16 protein-coding genes are annotated in these 16,800 nt (G+C 49.9%); 10 read left to right on the forward strand and 6 right to left on the reverse strand.

The annotated features are described in order from the left end of the window. Window positions 1-7 precede the first annotated feature (7 nt). The 7 genes from NST37_RS01045 to NST37_RS01075 all read left to right on the forward strand — a co-directional run bounded on the left by NST37_RS01045 (window position 8) and on the right by NST37_RS01075 (window position 7,297). A complete protein-coding gene (locus tag NST37_RS01045) occupies window positions 8-847 on the forward strand; it encodes a metal ABC transporter permease (protein WP_003390281.1) in 840 nt (279 codons plus the stop codon). A gap of 31 nt (window positions 848-878) precedes the next feature. Continuing rightward, the gene (locus NST37_RS01050; RefSeq protein WP_024984725.1) at window positions 879-1,310 is read left to right on the forward strand and encodes a Fur family transcriptional regulator; all 432 of its coding nucleotides are present in this window, start codon (window positions 879-881) and stop codon (window positions 1,308-1,310) included. A 496-nt stretch (window positions 1,311-1,806) separates the two neighbouring features. After that, window positions 1,807-3,429, forward strand: a complete 1,623-nt coding sequence (gene nadB, locus NST37_RS01055; protein WP_003390284.1) for an L-aspartate oxidase — start codon at window positions 1,807-1,809, stop codon at window positions 3,427-3,429. Beyond that, entirely contained in the window at window positions 3,419-4,264 is an 846-nt protein-coding gene (gene nadC, locus NST37_RS01060) for a carboxylating nicotinate-nucleotide diphosphorylase (RefSeq protein ID WP_024984723.1), read from the forward strand. Before nadB ends, nadC begins: the two co-directional genes overlap by 11 nt. Before the next feature lie 10 nt (window positions 4,265-4,274). Beyond that, window positions 4,275-5,039, forward strand: coding sequence for a type III pantothenate kinase (locus NST37_RS01065; RefSeq protein ID WP_122958268.1), 765 nt, complete (start codon window positions 4,275-4,277; stop codon window positions 5,037-5,039). A gap of 339 nt (window positions 5,040-5,378) precedes the next feature. Next, entirely contained in the window at window positions 5,379-6,737 is a 1,359-nt protein-coding gene (locus NST37_RS01070; protein WP_339186110.1) for a helix-turn-helix transcriptional regulator, read from the forward strand. A gap of 356 nt (window positions 6,738-7,093) precedes the next feature. Then, window positions 7,094-7,297, forward strand: coding sequence for an aspartyl-phosphate phosphatase Spo0E family protein (locus tag NST37_RS01075; RefSeq protein WP_051567418.1), 204 nt, complete (start codon window positions 7,094-7,096; stop codon window positions 7,295-7,297). 97 nt (window positions 7,298-7,394) lie between these two features. On the opposite strand, the gene NST37_RS01080 is transcribed toward NST37_RS01075, so the two are convergent. Together NST37_RS01080 and fmdA are read right to left on the reverse strand one after the other, a co-directional pair. Then, window positions 7,395-7,760 (reverse strand): FmdB family zinc ribbon protein, encoded by a 366-nt coding sequence (locus NST37_RS01080; RefSeq protein WP_003390290.1) that lies wholly within the window; start codon window positions 7,758-7,760, stop codon window positions 7,395-7,397. 36 nt (window positions 7,761-7,796) lie between these two features. After that, window positions 7,797-8,975: a formamidase gene (gene fmdA, locus NST37_RS01085; RefSeq protein WP_339186112.1), complete on the reverse strand. Its 1,179-nt coding sequence runs from the start codon at window positions 8,973-8,975 to the stop codon at window positions 7,797-7,799. 670 nt (window positions 8,976-9,645) lie between these two features. Here fmdA and NST37_RS01090 point away from each other — a divergent pair. Next, entirely contained in the window at window positions 9,646-10,218 is a 573-nt protein-coding gene (locus NST37_RS01090; RefSeq protein ID WP_339186114.1) for a hypothetical protein, read from the forward strand. Between the two features lie 70 nt (window positions 10,219-10,288). On the opposite strand, the gene NST37_RS01095 is transcribed toward NST37_RS01090, so the two are convergent. The 4 genes from NST37_RS01095 to NST37_RS01110 form a co-directional block, all read right to left on the reverse strand. Then, on the reverse strand, window positions 10,289-11,686 hold the full coding sequence (locus tag NST37_RS01095) for a TraB/GumN family protein (protein ID WP_339186116.1): 1,398 nt from the start codon (window positions 11,684-11,686) through the stop codon (window positions 10,289-10,291). 884 nt (window positions 11,687-12,570) lie between these two features. Further along, window positions 12,571-13,209: a hypothetical protein gene (locus NST37_RS01100; RefSeq protein WP_024984063.1), complete on the reverse strand. Its 639-nt coding sequence runs from the start codon at window positions 13,207-13,209 to the stop codon at window positions 12,571-12,573. A gap of 660 nt (window positions 13,210-13,869) precedes the next feature. Continuing rightward, on the reverse strand, window positions 13,870-14,037 hold the full coding sequence (locus tag NST37_RS01105; protein ID WP_003390298.1) for a TraB/GumN family protein: 168 nt from the start codon (window positions 14,035-14,037) through the stop codon (window positions 13,870-13,872). Between the two features lie 95 nt (window positions 14,038-14,132). Continuing rightward, window positions 14,133-14,390 carry a DoxX family membrane protein gene (locus NST37_RS01110; RefSeq protein ID WP_003390299.1) on the reverse strand — a complete coding sequence of 86 codons (258 nt, stop codon included), beginning with the start codon at window positions 14,388-14,390 and terminating at the stop codon, window positions 14,133-14,135. 186 nt (window positions 14,391-14,576) lie between these two features. Between NST37_RS01110 and NST37_RS01115 the strand changes: the two genes are divergently transcribed. Further along, a complete protein-coding gene (locus NST37_RS01115) occupies window positions 14,577-15,299 on the forward strand; it encodes an RcpC/CpaB family pilus assembly protein (protein WP_122958273.1) in 723 nt (240 codons plus the stop codon). After that, complete coding sequence (locus NST37_RS01120; protein WP_339186119.1) at window positions 15,300-16,793, forward strand: AAA family ATPase; 1,494 nt, start codon at window positions 15,300-15,302, stop codon at window positions 16,791-16,793. It abuts the gene before it with no gap. The last annotated feature ends 7 nt before the right edge of the window (window positions 16,794-16,800 follow it).

The raw sequence follows: 16,800 nt of genomic DNA on the forward strand, positions 1-16,800 counted from the left end.
TAGAACCATGCTGGCTGACTGGTGGCAGTATGACTTTTTGCGGTATACCCTGTTTTCAGGGATACTGATTGGACTGATTTGTCCCATTCTCGGGACCTTTTTGATTGTGCGCCGCCTGTCGATGATGGCGGACGGCCTTTCGCATGTAACGCTTTCAGGAGTAGCGGCAGGCATGCTGATCTCAAAAAAGATTGCGCTGTTTCAGGCTGTTAATCCTCTGTTTTTCGGGATGCTGTTCTCGGTCATCGGCTCTCTGTTTATCGAGCGGCTGCGCAAGGTGTACAAATCGTATCAGGACTTGGCGATTCCGATCATCCTTTCGACCGGACTCGGGCTGTTTACTGTTTTGATCAGCATCGCCAAAGGCTTTAACACCGACCTGTATTCGTACTTGTTCGGTAAAATCGTGACGGTCAGCAAGGAAGATTTGTACGCGCTGATCGGCGTGGCGGCAGTCGTTCTCGGCACCGTTTTCCTCATTTACAAGGAGCTGTTTGCCGTATCGTTTGACGAGGAATTCGCCCGCGTCTCCGGAGTGGCCCGCCGCTCGATCAACCTCTGGTTTATGGTTCTGGTGGCGCTGACGATTGCCGCCTCCATGCGGATCGTGGGCGTGCTGTTGATCTCCGCCCTGATTACGCTGCCGGTAGCAGCCAGTCTGCAGATTGCCGGAAGCTTCCGCCAAACGATTTTGTACGCGATCGTCTTCGCCGAAACATCCGTTTTGGCCGGACTCTATTTTGCCTATCTGCTAGATTGGGCATCTGGTGGTACAATTGTATTGGTAGCCGTAAGCATCTTGTTGATCGTGCTCGGTGTGAAGAAAATCAAAGCGGCTCTGCGATAGCATGTGACCAATGCGGGAAGGAGCAAGGATGATGAAGGTAGAAGAAGCGTTGCAGATATTGAAGGAAAAAGGATATAAATACACGGGTAAACGGGAAAAGCTGATCCGCATCTGCGCGGCAGAGAGACGGTACCTGTCAGCCAAGGATATCATGGAACGGATCAAGGACGACTACCCCAATCTCAGCTTTGACACCGTTTATCGCAACATCTCGACATTCGTCGATCTGGGCATTCTGGAGGAGACGGAGCTGGATGGGGAAGGAAAATACAGGCTCGCTTGTTCGGCAGACGGCCACCATCACCACCACGTCATCTGCACCGAATGCGGCAAGACCTCCTCACTCCCCGGTTGCCCGATGAACATCATGTCGTCGATCCCCGAGGACTTCCAGGTCACCGGCCACAAATTCGAAGTATACGGCACCTGCTCCGACTGTGCGTCCGTGCCGTCTCATTCATAAACTTTCTACAGACTCCCTTTCAGCCTTTGCAGCGATGACAAGTTCATCGAAGCAAAGGATTTTTTATCTTTTGCTTTTAGGAAGACCGGGCGAAAACAATCGCTGTAGAGATGAAACAGGAGAAAAAGGCGAAGGTCTTTGGGACACCGGCCCAGGAGGAATGGAAAAAGGGGAACACGCTTTTCGCGTCCAACCTCTGAGACGCATCCTCGGGCAGGCTGCTTTTGGACGCGGTTTCCCTTTTGGAATGGAGCCGGACAGTATAAGCTTCCAAGCAAGTGTCCCACCGAACCTGGAGCCTTTTTCTCCTGTTTCATCTCCGCCACCGCAGCCCGGACAACGCCGCCCAAAACCCGAAAGCCTCGTAAAGCTTGCTAAGACTCGCAAAGCTTCAGGCTTACAAAAGAGCTGCGCCAACTCATTTTGCTACCAAGACGTATTTGTTATAATGGGTGAAACATAGATTTGATCACGGATGAGAGAAGGGACACAGGGAATGATCCCCCGCTATATTGCTGACTTTGATTTGCAAACATTGCCGCGGATGAAAACGGAAGTGGCGGTCATCGGCGCTGGCATCGCCGGGCTGTATACGGCCCTGCAAGCCAGTGAACAAAATGAAGTGGTATTGATCAGCAAAAAGAAACTCGACGACAGCAATACGCGCTGGGCGCAGGGCGGGATTGCCGCGGTCACGGCCAAGTCCGATTCGCCTGCGCTGCACCGTCAAGACACCTTGATTGCAGGTGCGGGCCTGTGCTCGTACGAAGCGGTGGAAGTCCTCGTCCACGAAGGGCCTGAACGCTTAAAAGAACTGATCGCCTACGGCACCGAGTTTGACAAGGACGCCGAGGGGCGGTACGAGCTGACCAAAGAAGGGGCGCACAGCAAGCGTCGTATTTTGCATGCCCACGGGGACGCAACGGGAGCGGAAATCGTCCGCGCCTTGTCCGCACGCGTTCGGGAGAAGTCCAACATCACCGTACTGGAAGACCACTTTGCGATTGATGTTGTGACACAGGACGGCGAATGCGTCGGAGTGATCGCCATGAAGCCGGACGGCGAACGCTTTTTCCTGGAAGCAAAGGCGACGGTGCTCGCGACCGGGGGAGCGGGTCAGCTCTACCGCTACACGACCAACCCGGAGATCGCGACAGCGGACGGAATCGCGATCGCGTATCGGGCCGGAGCGCGGATCAAGGATGTGGAGTTTATCCAGTTTCACCCGACAGCGCTGTATTATCCGGGTGCGCCGCGCTTTCTCATCTCGGAAGCAGTACGCGGGGAAGGGGCGATTCTCCGCAATACGAGCGGGGAGCGCTTCATGGAAAAGTACCATCCGCAAAAGGAATTGGCGCCGCGCGACGTCGTAGCCCGGGCGATCGTTTCCGAGATGGAGCGCACGCATTCGGCTTATGTTTATCTGGATATCACGCATGAGTCGGAGGAGCTGATCAAGCATCGCTTCCCAAACATTTACCAGTTCTGCCTCCAATACGGGCTGGACATGGTAACCGACTGGATTCCGGTCGCGCCTGCCTGCCACTATATCATGGGCGGAGTTCAGACCGATCTGAACGGAGAGACCTCTACCAAGCGCCTGTTTGCCTGCGGCGAGGTATCCTGCACGGGTGTGCACGGAGCGAACCGCCTGGCGAGCAACTCGCTGTCGGAAGCGGTTGTGTTTGGCCACCGGATTGTTCATCGCATCCGGGAGCTTCCGCCGTTGCCCGAAATACGTCCGTTGCAGGCAAAGGCAGAAAAACGGGGGAATCGGACCGTCAACACGAGAGAGCAGCGGGTCAAGCTGCAAAAGCTGATGCTGCGCCACGTCGGCGTAAAGCGGCAGGAAAAGGGACTGCAAAAGGCGTTGGAAGAGCTGGAGCGCATGCAGCGGTTTTACGCCTGCGAGCACCATGAAATCGAGGCATTCGAATTCCTCAACCTGCTCGGTACGGCCGTGCTGACGACACGCGCGGCATTGCGGCGGGAGGAAAGCCGGGGCGGACACTATCGCAATGATTTCCCGAACAAAGACGATTTGATTTGGCGCAAGCACATCATCCAGTCGATGGATGAGGGTGTACGTGAGGAGAGTGACCAGTACGATGTGGAATAAGCGGGAATTGCAACGCAAAATTGAAGAGTGGCTGCAAGAGGACATCGGCTTCGGAGACGTGACGACAATGAGCACGATTCCCGGGACGGAGACAGGGACGGGCATTCTGTACGCCAAGGAAGCAGGGATTATTGCCGGATTGTCCGTGGCGGAGCAGGTGTTTGCGACCGTAGATCCAGCCTTGTCCTTTACAAGCCGCGTCCAGGAAGGGGCGCGTGTCGAAAAAGGAGAGCAAATCGCAGACGTCAGCGGTTCGGTTCGCTCGATCTTGAGCGGTGAGCGTCTGGCGCTCAATCTGCTTCAGCGCATGTCCGGCATCGCGACGCTGACCAGGCAGTATGCCGACGCAGTCGCAGGAACGAAGGCGCGGGTGGTGGATACGCGAAAAACCACCCCGGGCCTGAGAATGCTGGAAAAATACGCAGTCCGCGTCGGGGGCGGACACAACCACCGCTACGGACTGTACGATGCCGTGATGATCAAGGATAACCACATCAAGGGAGCGGGCGGAATTGCTCAGGCAGTCGCGGCGGCCCGTGCCGCCATTCCGCATACGATGAAAATCGAAGTGGAGGCGGAGTCGCTGGGGCAGGTGCAGGAGGCACTGGCTGCCGGAGCCGATATCATCATGCTGGACAACATGCCAAACGAGACGATGCGTGAAGCCGTCGCCATGATCGGCGGCCGGGCTGTCGTGGAAGCCTCCGGCGGCGTCACGCTGGAGACGATCGGGGGCATTGCCCAAACTGGGGTGGACGTCATCTCGGTCGGAGCGCTGACGCACTCGGTAAAAGCGCTCGATATCAGTCTCGATTTAAACACCCGGAAACGGTAGGAGAAGCCTTATGCTACTGGTGATGGACATCGGAAATTCCAACATCGTGATGGGACTGTATGAGGGAGAAACGCTGCGTCATCATTGGCGCGTGGCTACGGACCGCAACAAAACAGAAGACGAATACGGCATGCTCGTCCGCAGCCTGTTTGACAGTGTCGGCCTGACGTTGGACAGCGTGGACGGTGTCATTATTTCCTCAGTCGTGCCGCCGATCAACGTGATGATGGAGCGGATGTGCGAGAAGTACTTGCGCCATAAGCCTTTGATCGTGGGACCCGGAATCAAGACCGGCCTCAACATCAAGTACGAGTATCCGCGCGAGGTCGGGACAGACCGCATCGTCAATGCGGTGGCCGCGATTCACGAGTACGGAACCCCGCTGATCGTCGTCGATTTTGGCACGGCCACCACCTTTTGCTATGTGGACGAGCGCGGACAGTACTGGGGCGGTGCCATAGCCCCGGGGATCGGCATTTCCACGGAGGCGCTGGTAAGCCGCGCTGCCAAGCTGCCCCGCATCGAGATCGCGAAGCCTTCGTCCGTGGTGGGGCGAAATACGATATCAGCGATGCAGGCCGGGATTTACTACGGCTTTGTCGGTCAGGTGGAGGGCATTGTCCGCCGGATCAAGGCCGAGTACGGTACACAGCCGACTGTTGTCGCGACAGGGGGCTTGGCTCCTTTGATTGCTAACGAAGCAGAGTGCATCGATGTTGTTGATGGCGACTTGACGCTGAAGGGCCTTCGTTTGATTTACGAACGGAATCAGTGAGATGTAAGCTTGTTCATAAAAAGAGAGCAGTTCTCTTGCAGGGAAATCGGCAGGAGGGTTGCTCTCTTTTATAATGGGAGCCTTTAAGATTCATCGACTCCTACTGCTTTTCTTGTTTTCACCTCGACCGAGGAGACAGGCGCTCGAAACTCTTTCTTTGTTTGCCGGGGGTTATCTCCAACAAAATGAGAAGATATGTTAGGAGAAATACTTCCACTAGTTTACCTCTATGTGTATCATATGGTAAAATATAGAAACATCAAAAAAGATATCTCTTTATCAAGAGTGACTTAACGTACTGAATAGTAATCACTTTGGGAGTAGGGGGAGTGTTTTTCTATGAGGCTGCAAGAGACGGTGCAACGGTCGTTGCGGTCAGAGATAGAAACGCATCAGAAGCAAAACGGTTATACATTAAGCAAGCTCAGCGAATTGTCCGGTATAAATCACGGACACCTTAGTGATATTTTACGTGGCAACCGCCCGATGACGATAGGACAATTGGATGCGTTGACTAAAGTTTTTGGAAAGCCTTTTGGGTGGCTCTATGAATTGTACACAGAAGAGTGTTTCGCAAAAGAGAGGGTATCTCGCCCGCGAGTGATTCCCTACCTGATCCGGTGCGCAGAAATTGGCCTGAAGGATTGTATTCAACAGATCGTTTCCAAATTGCTGGATGACCCCAAAAATGTAGGGATCCTTTTTTCAGTGGCAGAGCAGCTCTTTGAGGGCGGGAAACGGAAGGAGTCTGTTCCGTTCTATGAGTTCGTAATTGAAAATGAGAAGGACAGTCATTCCGACCGTTTTTTGATCAGTCAGTACCGGTTGTTCCGGGCAGCACAAGGGACAGATGCCGAAGAGAACTGGAAGGCGGTTATTCGGTTTGAACCTTATCGGAAGCGTTTGCCGGAAAATTTTCAGTTGGACGGGCTGTTACAATTGGCGAATGTGTGTTTTATGCAGCAAAAGTGGAGGGAAGTGGAGAAGTACGCAGACGAACTACGATCACTAGCCATGAAGGTCTATCAGGATGAGTTGCGTAAACAAAAAAACGGCAAGACCTGTGAGCCGTTAAGAACGGAACGCCATTTGGTTGTGTACTATGGACAAGGGTTTCTCGCAAAAGGTGTCGCATTACAAATGCAAGGGTTGTATAACGAAGCGAAAAAATACGTTCAAGGCTATGCTGACCTTGGATGGTTCGAACTCTTGGATGATATGGGAAAAAGAGAGGTTGAGAATTTCAAGACGTGGGCAAAAGCCAATTTGTACACGTATAATTTGCTGATGGGGGAAACCCATATTTTGCCTGAGTATTTGGAGTTTTTAGCCAATCATCCAGCGGAAATACCAGCGGGGCTTTTGACTCTCATGGAAGCGGCCAGTAAATATGACATTATTATCGAACCTATTTTAGAACAGTATTCTCTAGAAATAGAACGTTTTTATAAATATGAGGATCCGGTTAATATTGGCAGACATTATAATTTTAGGTATAATAAGATCGTCTATGAGTTAAAGAAAGGGCGCATTACCAATGCACTTGAAGAAATATTATGTTGTTTGGACCTAGCCGATAAGTTGAAGAATCAAGAAGCATTTAAACGATGTACTGCACTGTTTTGGGAACATCGACACCATGCATCGAAGCAGCATGAACGAATATATCAAGAAATAATAGGGAGGTTCAAAGAATGAAACGAAAGTTGTTTTCGTTATCACTCGCGCTAATTGTAAGCTTGTGCATCGGTATTGCAAACAATGAAACGTCAACTACTACAGTCACCCAAACAGTGCAAACCTACACACACGGAATGGGTGGATAATCAAAAGGCCAGTACCTTCAAACGGGTACTGGCTTTTTATATTTCCTTATTTTTTCAAAGCCGTATTTATTGGAGAATCTAGTATAGTTATAAATGCCCTTGTATTACATAATAAGGAAGGCGTGATATCCTATCGCTGTGAAAATTCTAGAATGGGACGTTCCCCTTATGTGCCCGTTAAAAGGAATGCCTACAAAAGGGGAATCGCTTGCTCCTAAAGGCAGGTGCATGATCCGGTTGGTAGGTGAACAAGAACAAAATCGGCATAATGAGACGGACTTAATAAGGATTATAGAGAGCTTGCGGGGACAATTAGTTGAACTTGTTCAGGAAAAAGGCTTTGACAACGGGGAAGTTGTAGAATTGAGCCAGCGTCTGGACCAGTATATTGTCCAGTATCAAAACAGAATGAAAATTAAGTCAATCAAATAAAATCATTGAAAACATGCATGGTCAAACGTAAGCAAAAACAGCCCAGCACGCCACGGTGCTGGGCTTGATATTCTCGCAGATGTTTTTCTCAAACGGATTAATGCCCCACCTGCCACGGACGGCTGGGTGCGTGCGAACGATAGGCCGGCTTGCCGGGACGAGAGGCATGGCCCGCATGGCTGTGTCCATGCGATCCGCAAGCATGCCCGTGAGCTTGAGCGCTGCCGCGTCTCTGGCCTTCCCCGGAACAGCCGGGAGTCTCCCTTTTCACCACCTTCGGCACCGCACTCTGCTCGATGCGGGTCCGCAGCGCTTTGGACGACGTAATCAGCCCGGCGGGCAAATAGAGCCGGACCGCAAGCTTTTGACATTCCGGACAATGGCCGGGGTCCCCGGCTTGTGCCATGCTGCGGTACAGATCAAAGACGCCGCAGGTTTCACATAAAAACGAGTAGGTCGGCATGACTGCATCCTCTCCTAAAAAGAAAGTGAAGGTTTGTTATTTCGGTGTGATAGCACGGTCAAAGATCGCCGTCGGTATGGCGAGCGTGCAGCACGCGTTCGGAATGTCGACGATGCCGCTGATCCGCCCTTCCACAGGTGCGGTGGAAAGCAGCATGTAGGCCTGCTCGCCGGTATATCCCAGCGTTTTCAAATACTCGATGGCGTTCAGGCAGGCACGACGATAGGCGAGATGAGCGTCAAGGTAGTGCTGCTTGCCGCTGAATTCGTCGACGGAAATGCCCTCAAAGACAAGGAATTCGGAATAGTGAGGCTCGACCGGACCTGGTTTGAAAACAGGATTGTTGACGATGCCGTATTTGGCCATGCCGCCCTTGATAATGTCCACGTGCAGATCGATGAAGCCCGCCATTTCGATCCCGCCGCAGAAAGAGATTTCGCCATCGCCCTGGGAAAAGTGGATGTCTCCCATCGACAGCTTCGCCCCTTTGACAAAGACGGGGAAGTAAATGCGGGAGCCTCTGGACAGGTTTTTGATATCGCAGTTTCCTCCGTTTTCCCGCGGCGGCACGGTACGGGCCCCCTCGGCTGCGATTCGCTCATACTCGGCACCGGTAAGCGAACCGAGCACAGTGCTCGTCGGATCGGGAAGAGTAGCCAGCTCCGGCACGCGATGCGGGTCTGTCGCGACCAGCTCCCTCTCACGCTTGTTCCACTTCGCAAGCAGCTCGTGGGAAGGGGCAACGCCGATCAGTCCGGGGTGGGTAATCCCGGCAAATCTGACTCCGGGTATGTGGCGCGAGGTGGTGTAGATACCGTGGAAATCCCAAATCGACTTGGCTGCCTCGGGATAATGCTCTGTGAGAAAGCCGCCGCCGTTTTCCCGGGCGAAAATGCCGGCAAAGCCCCACTCCGCCCCCTGCAGCGGGCCGATGTCGAGGATGTCAACGACGAGCAAATCGCCCGGCTCTGCCCCGTTTACCCAGATCGGTCCGCTGAGCACGTGGACGCGCTTTAGATTGACGTCGCGGATGTCGCTCGGATCGTCGTTGTTCTGGATCTGTCCATCCGTCCAGTCCTTGCACTCGATGCGAAACATAGCCCCCGGGTTGACCGCAGCCACGGCAGGAATATCGGGATGCCAGCGGTTGTGTCCGGGTAAATCCTGCTCCTCCATCGGTTTGGTCAAATCCACCTTGAACAGCACTTCAGGCATTTTGTCTCCCCCTTGTTTTCCTCATTTGCTCACCTGGTTTCACCTGTCCCCCCTTTGTTAAGTCCATATGCGTGAATGGTTCGATTTAAGCCTGTTATAAAATAGAAAAGCGTCTGTTTGTTTTTAAAGACAAGTCTACCTTCTTTTAATTTCGCCAAGGAGATTGTGAAAGATTTATTGATAGATGACAGACGAATGCAAATATATAGGCATTTTCTGTAAACTAAAAATTATATTCAGAGATTACCAATGTATGGTATATTTGCCTTATGCTTGCTATATATTCTACTTCTATACCCATTTTTCCCAAGAATACAGGTTCAGCAGTGACCAAAAAACCGACACAAATAAAGAACGCATAGCTTGCGTTCGAGAGCATTGTTAAGCACTCAGAAGGGCAGGGAATGTTACGATTGCAAAATATTGAAGGATCTTCCAACGCAGGAACTACATAAGGCTGGGGAAGCCCTTTACGGACTCCGTTTGCGAAGAGAGAGCGAGACATAACCGATGTTGTTTGCAATTACTTTGCGGATGGCTTTAGGACCAACTAGCTATTGATCTCGGAGTAAGGTTTTAAGGGCACTTTAGCGATATGTTCTTAGTAAGCAAACTATAATGTCTCTCGATTATTATTTGCGTGTCCAACCTCTAAAAAAGGGTGGTTTGTATGGAAATTGGAAAAAGAGTGCACGTAAAATACCTAATGTTTACATCCATAATCCTTCTGCTAATATCATGCCAGAGTAATCACGTTAGCAGTAATTCAACAGTTATAGACATCGACAAATTTAACAAAAGGTATCTGGATATTAAGACTAATTTTTCACTAGATGGTTATATTGAAATAACCGAAGACTGGGCTATTACGAATCTCGTTCGTAAATTTAAAGACAGTTCCGATTCAGAGCATAGCCTTTTTCAAGAAAACAACAAGACTTTAGTATATAAAAATGAGAGTGAAGGAATCGTTGTTATGGTTGGGCTTTCTCCCGGTATAGAAGAAAAATTCCAATGGAAAAATGCATTATCCTATTCATCTGGTTTTTATAATGCAACGAATGAAGATAGCGGAATCACAAAAGGATACAGTGAGATATATCCAAATACTGATTTTCTTATCTATAATTTTTCAGGTAAAGAACTAAATGCGAGTATTGTACTTATCGCAGACCACTCCAGAGATTTACATAACACTGAATTTTTACCCGAATTTATTAAATACCTTGAAAATATAAACTAGCTTGATCCTATATACGGTAATGAAAGAGGCGCATGACATCCATGCGCCCTCTCTGTTACCCGCAAAAAAGCTACCGAATAAACTCCACTTTATAGCCTTTTTGCTTCAATTGATCAATCACCATATTCTCGACCACAAAATGCCCGGCACCAATGACGACAAAGACAGTCGATTTGCCTTCCTTTTCAAGCAAGGAAGCCAGCTTCGCGGCCATGTTCTTGTCCCGTTCTCCGAACAACCCCTTCGCAAGAGCGCTCTCCATCATTTGCGGGGAGGAAGTAAATGATTTCGTAAAGCCGTCCAGATCCCCTTTTGCCCATAGCTGCTGCCACTCGATAAGCTGTTTCGCCGTGTTCTGCGAGGCGGCATCCGGATTCAAAACCGAGTCCAGCAGTTCATTCAATTCTTTTTCCTGCAGGTCAGGCGGTGCGTTGTTGAAAAGATCGGCTTGCAGCTTTATGCCTTCCAACTCGTGTATCGGTTTCCCGGAAAGAAGCGCGCTTTGCAGGAAGTACATGTCGACCCCCAAAGCCGAAGACTGAGGCTGCTCGCTTGGCGAGACTCTGGTGGAATTCAGGGACAGGCCGGTGGATACGGCCCAAGGCTTGTAGGAGTCGAAGGCATCCCGGGGAAGTTTCAGCTTGTCGGTAACCTTCTGCAGCTTCTCATACGTCGCTTTGGATACGTGATCCTTCAGTGTTGTGCCGTCGGTGTACATCATGGATTCTTTAAAGTATTCCAACGCCTCTTCATCGTCAGAGAGGAGATTCAGCTCCACCCAAAGGGTATCGGATGCGGCGAACGCGTCCCTGACGTTTTTTTGCATCGGGTACATATCCGGAGTGCCATAGTGAATCGAACCGAGCAGGTAAAGCGTGTTGCCCCCCTTGGTGGCCTTCCAGAGCAGCCCTTTTGCCCCTCCCTGGGCGGTATCGTATGTATAGGTTACAAGCCTGCTTGCAAAGACGGCGGCTTGCTCGACAGTGCATGGCTGGTTCAGTCCCAGGCTTTTAATGGTTCCGCTCACGATGCCTTTCTTTTGCAAATAATCAATCGGGGAAAGCTTGCCGATTTCGAAAGCTTCCGGCAGCTCGTACTGTGTGAGGACGCCGTACAGCGAGTTCAGGACCATTTCTCTCGTTATTGTATCTGTTGCTTTCGGGCCGCTGAAATCAGTCTTCTTGCTGAAGCCCAGCTTATCCAGCTTCGCTGCCGTGCTGGTCAGTAAAGCTTGAAATTTGTCCGTGGTAATCGGCTGCTGAAAGGTGCCGTCTTGATACCAGGCAAGCGGATAAATTCCGTATTTTTCGCCTTCGTGAAGGGTCTGGACGGCCCAGGGGCTGATTGCAGGCGCTGCGGCAGGCGCTTCGTTCGCCTGTACGGTCAATACGCTTCCGAGTATCGCGGTTATGCCGAGCAAGCCGCTGGCGAGTAGGCGTTGTAGTTTACTCCATTTACTGAGTCTCATGTAATACTCTCCCTTTCAGAGGGATTATACCCCAATATATTATGATGAAGATGGTGTATTATTTACACTATTCATAGATGTAATAAACACTTTTACGAAAACAAAACCTTGCGCTGAGTCTATCGCTGATCTCTCCGAGTTAATCCTGAACGGTACGAGGGAAAGCCATACGTTACTATGACGTACTTGGTGCAGATTACATGACGGCCTGCCAGCAATCTGGAAGGGCGGCTACGCAAACGATCCGAATTATCCCGAAAAGCGATCAGCCTGATAGAAAATTCGAGTTATACAATACGATGTTGTCAACAAGTCGGGGATAAAATTGTGGATTTACAAAGAAACTTTGAAGCTTGATGACTGGGAGCAAGTAAAATTGAAGGCAATCGATAGCCTTACTACAAAATGATTATTGAACAATCCTGACAGTTGAAAAAAGCAATTAGCCGACGATCCGGCAGGCATACTGAAGCAAATCACCTTGGCTTATGTTTACGATGTTAGACCGGATAACAGAAAAACAATAGCCAATGCCCTCCAGCGAATATTGCAAGAGGGCATTCCTATTATGGGCTTCAGTTTTCCAAAAGCGTTATAAGGACCAATAGATCCATAATGACATAAAGTGTTAGTGCGGCAAGAACTATTCCTTTAATTTGTTTAGTTTCTTTATAGTCCATTGTAAAAAAGGCAGCAGAGACCATCCATATTATACTTACCAAGAGGACTCCGAGAAAGGGGGAAAGTGGTAAATGAGAAATTAGCAAAATGGCAAGAAAGCCAAATACGTTATGAGTGATAAAGCGGGTTGCTATCAAGTACCGTCACCCCCTTTCTATGTATGAAGGGTAGAACGGAGTGTTCTACCCATTTAACCGAAATTATTAAGCAGAGTACACGTTAGGAACACCCGGAACCCCTACATGAAAGGTATCAATATAAACTCCATTTCCTTTGTCAATCTTGGTGACGACGTAAAGACTTAGTACTCCAGAACCAACGATGATTGAAGCCACCCAACCCGGAACCCCTAAACCTACAAGGATTCCTGCCGTTATGGTGCCAGCTCCACCAATTCCCATTGCTTCAGCTCGAATGTCTTGACATAACTCATGAGAGAGATAAAAGCGGTGTCCCCACCAGAAAAGTTCGTAATCCCAGTATGCATTAGTATCAATTGAATTGGCAACCATCTTTTGGTTAATTGATACTTTTTTACCATTTGCTATCAAGTTGCTTTTGTTCTTTTTAATCAAAGCATTCGTTTGATTAATGGCTGCTACTGCTTGAGAATACTCATTCGAAGACAAATGTTTTTTTGCATCACTTGTTAAGAAGAAACGCATAGTGTTGGCGTCTAATTTGACAAAAGGGTCAACTTTTTTCACGAATGCGTTATCCTGTTGATCGTTAACGGCAACTTGACTTAAGGATGATGCGGCAAAGCCATGGGTTGGTACTGAGGTGAGCAGAAAAGCAGAGCATAAAGAGAGAACTGCAAGTTTTCCAATTGTTTTTTTCATAGCAAAGCTCCTTTCTAATATTATGGGATTAATGTAATATATTAACTTTATAAAAAATACATTTTTTACATTAAATGTATAAATCGGGACATAGAATGCTAATAGAATGCATAAAGTGTACAAAGCCAAAAAAAAATGCTTTAGCAGAGATAAAATTAATCTGTATTTTCACGGCCACGGTAACTCGGTGAAGTTAGTTGGAACAACTTGGGAACCTGCATTTAGGTAGTAAAGAAGCGGACAGACGTAAAAAGCGAAGAATCAAATTTGAAACGATGTGGACAGAAACAACCATAGATTGGACTACAGTTTCAAAGAATGAAAGCAAGGGAAATGTGGTAATTGTGGGGTTATCACCAGGAGAAGAAAAGCAGTTTCAGTTGAAAAAGCCCCTCATTTTTACAACTCCAAGGACGAGGATAGAGTGATTGCTACAGTTTATAGCGACATCTATCCAAATACGCAAGTTTATGCTACTCCTTTTCTGGAAAAGGGTTAAACGTAACCCATCGTATTGATGGGAGACAACGGAAAAGAATCGAAAAAATAAGTTTTAGAGAGTTTATTCATGTCTACATTTATAGCGTTTTGGAAAAGAATAGGTGGGGCGAGCAATGTATAAGGCGCATGGAAATCATGCGTCCTTTTTTTTCAAAAAAGCTACCGAATAAACTCCACGTAATAGCCTTCTTGTTTCAATTGATCAATTACCATGTTCTCAAAAACAAAATGTCCGGCGCCAATGACGACAAAGGCGGTGGATTTCCCTCCCTGTTCAAGAAAGGTAGCCAGCTTTACGGCCATGTTCGTGTCCCGTTCTCCGAACAACGTCACTCTCCATTATTTGCTGGGAGGCAGTAAACGATTTCGTAAAGCCGCCCAGATCCTCTTTTGCCCACAGTCGCTGCCGTTTGTTAAACTCTTTAGCCGTATCGGGTGCCAGACGTAATAAAAGCCAATGCGAAGGCTGCGTAGCGGAAAAGCTTATGAAATAACAATCCGAGGCCCCCCAGCACTTCACCAGGACCGATTATGATCTGAAACCAATAAGGATATCCATACTGTTGAAAAGCGAGTGTAATGTCCGGATTTCCATTTAATTTAAAGAAACCAATGAAAAGAAAATAAAAGCAGGTTACAGATAACAGAGTCCATTTTGCAATACGAAGCCATTTTTTCATACTGAATCCCCCATTCATTCCCTAGATGGAACTAAGTGTAGCTTCCAAGGTATGACATCTAATGTCATATATGCGAAGCAAAAGTCCGAGGAGATAGACTCGTCTTTCCCTATTGCTGGAAAGCCGGCTTTTTTTGTCCCGTCCATCCTTTGTACGCTGGCAAAAACAGAGAAAGGAGGCAAAGGCATGTCCATCCATCCTCTGCGGCTGGTTGCCATCCTGCTCTTGGCTGCTTGCGTGGCGGCGGGAGCATATCACTTTTTGCAGCCGCAAACCTTTGTCTTTGTCAAGCTGAGGGGAAATGTGGCGAAGGAGAGCGGAGAAAAGCTGACTGCATCCGATCTTGAGCGCGGCGAGATTCAGGTGGGCGGCCTTGCCCGGGAGCAGTCTGCGGAGGCTTTCGGCTTGATCCCGTGGGAAGAAGCTCCGCGTTATCTGAACCGCCCTTTGTCCCGCAGGGTAGAAGGAGGAAGACCGCTTTTGCCGGGAGACGTTGAGGAGGCGGGGGAAGTTGCGAAAGGGCGGGAGCTGGAGCGGTCGATGACGGGCATCAGCATTCCGGTCAACAACGTCACGGGCATTAATCCGCATGTAGCGATTGGCGAGCGGGTGCATGTGTACGCATCGTTTGAAGACGACAGCGGCGCGCATACCGGATTGCTCCTGCGGAACATGCCGGTGATCGGGGTGCAGAGAGAGATGGACGGCGATATTCCCAGACTGGAGGCGGTCACGCTTTCGCTGCAGCTGAGGGAAGCCGTTTTGCTTACCCACGCCCTTCATTACGGAAAGATCCGCTTGGGAAAGGCGTCTTTCCTGGAGGAAGAAAACAGTGCGGGAGTCGGTGACGCGAGCTTTGCAGCGGCTCTGATGAAAACGAAAAAACGGTGGGGAGAGGAGGAGCAGTAAGTGAAAAAGCGATTGCTGATCGTGGATGATGATCCCGCTGTCGGCGCAGCCTTGCAAACACAGACGGCCGGAAGCCGGTGGCTGGAGGTGTGCGGACAAACGACAGGGGTAGAGGAGACGTGGCGGGCCCTTCATGAAAACAAACCGGACATCGTGCTGCTCGGGGGAGTGCAGGAAGCGGAAAGAGGGGTTTTGTGCCAGCAGTTCAGACTTGCTTTTCCGCACCTGTTGTTTATCGCCGCTTGCAGTGAACAGGAGCTGATATGGGAGCCATTTTTCCGCAATTTGGGCATGTGGGTGATCGCCAAGCCGATCCATTCTGGCCAATTGGAAGCGCTCGCGATGCAGCTCTCTTCCATGACAGCCATGTCCTCGATGCATGCCAGCATGCCGGCAGGCAGTGCGGCGATGGGAGGAATGAGCGGGACGGGAACAGGTCTGACCGGTATCGGAACGACAAGCAACGGTATGGGCGGAGCGGCTTTTCCGGGCGTGGAAGCAGGTATGCAGGCGGCTGGATTTTCTGGAGTCGCGGAGGCCAAGCCCCACCACCCCTATGTTGCAGGAAGCGGCCAACAGGCAAAAAAACAGCTCATTACCGTATACGGTCCAAAAGGGGGCGTCGGAAAAACCTTTCTTTCCCGCGAGCTCGCCATCTATTTTGCACAACGGAAGCTTGGCGGAAATCCTCTGAAGGTTCTGGCTGTCGACTTCAATTTGGACCTGGGAACCTTTGCGACTGCATTGAATTTGCCGCGTACTCCCAATCTGTATTCGTGGGTCCAGGATATCGACGAGCGGCTGCATGACTGGATTCGCTCCCAAGGCCGGGAACCGGGTGATTTGAGCCAGGAGGAGTGGCAGGTCCAGATCGGTAGTGTACAGCTTTCGCCGCAGGAAGTGGACAGGCATATCGTTGTCCACGAGGCAAGCGGCTTGCATGTTTTGACCTCTCCGCGCGATATCCGGCACAGCTTTGAGATCAAAGACTACCATCTGTATTTGATCCTGGATGCGCTCAAGAACAGCCACTATGATGTCATCCTGATCGATACGGCTCCAGATACGACGGATGCAACGATCCAGGCGCTGTTTTTTGCCGAGCAGGTCGTGATGGTCGGGAATCCCGTAGTTGATTCTATTGAAAATATTCAACGTATATTAAAACTCTTGCGGGAGGCGGATTATCCGGAAGAACGCATTTCTCTGTGCATGAACCGTTTGCAGCGAAAAGAGATGTTTACCCTGGATGAGATACGCGCCTATTTTCAACTCCATCCCAGCAAAAAGATATTTCCAATCCCCGATGACCAGGAAGTGAAAAAATCGATCAACACGGGCAATCCTGTCATGCTGCATCCGGGAAAGCTGGCGGCCAAGGATGCCATTGAAGCGCTGGGCAAAGCCCTTTTGCCTCTGGAAGAAGAGGCCGACGGTTCGGGAAAAAAGAAGGAGAAGGAACGCGCCTCCCTGTGGAAGTGGTTGAGGAGATAGGAAGGAG

It is taken from the genome of Brevibacillus sp. FSL K6-6036, from assembly GCF_037964015.1.
GTDB lineage: Bacteria > Bacillota > Bacilli > Brevibacillales > Brevibacillaceae > Brevibacillus > Brevibacillus borstelensis.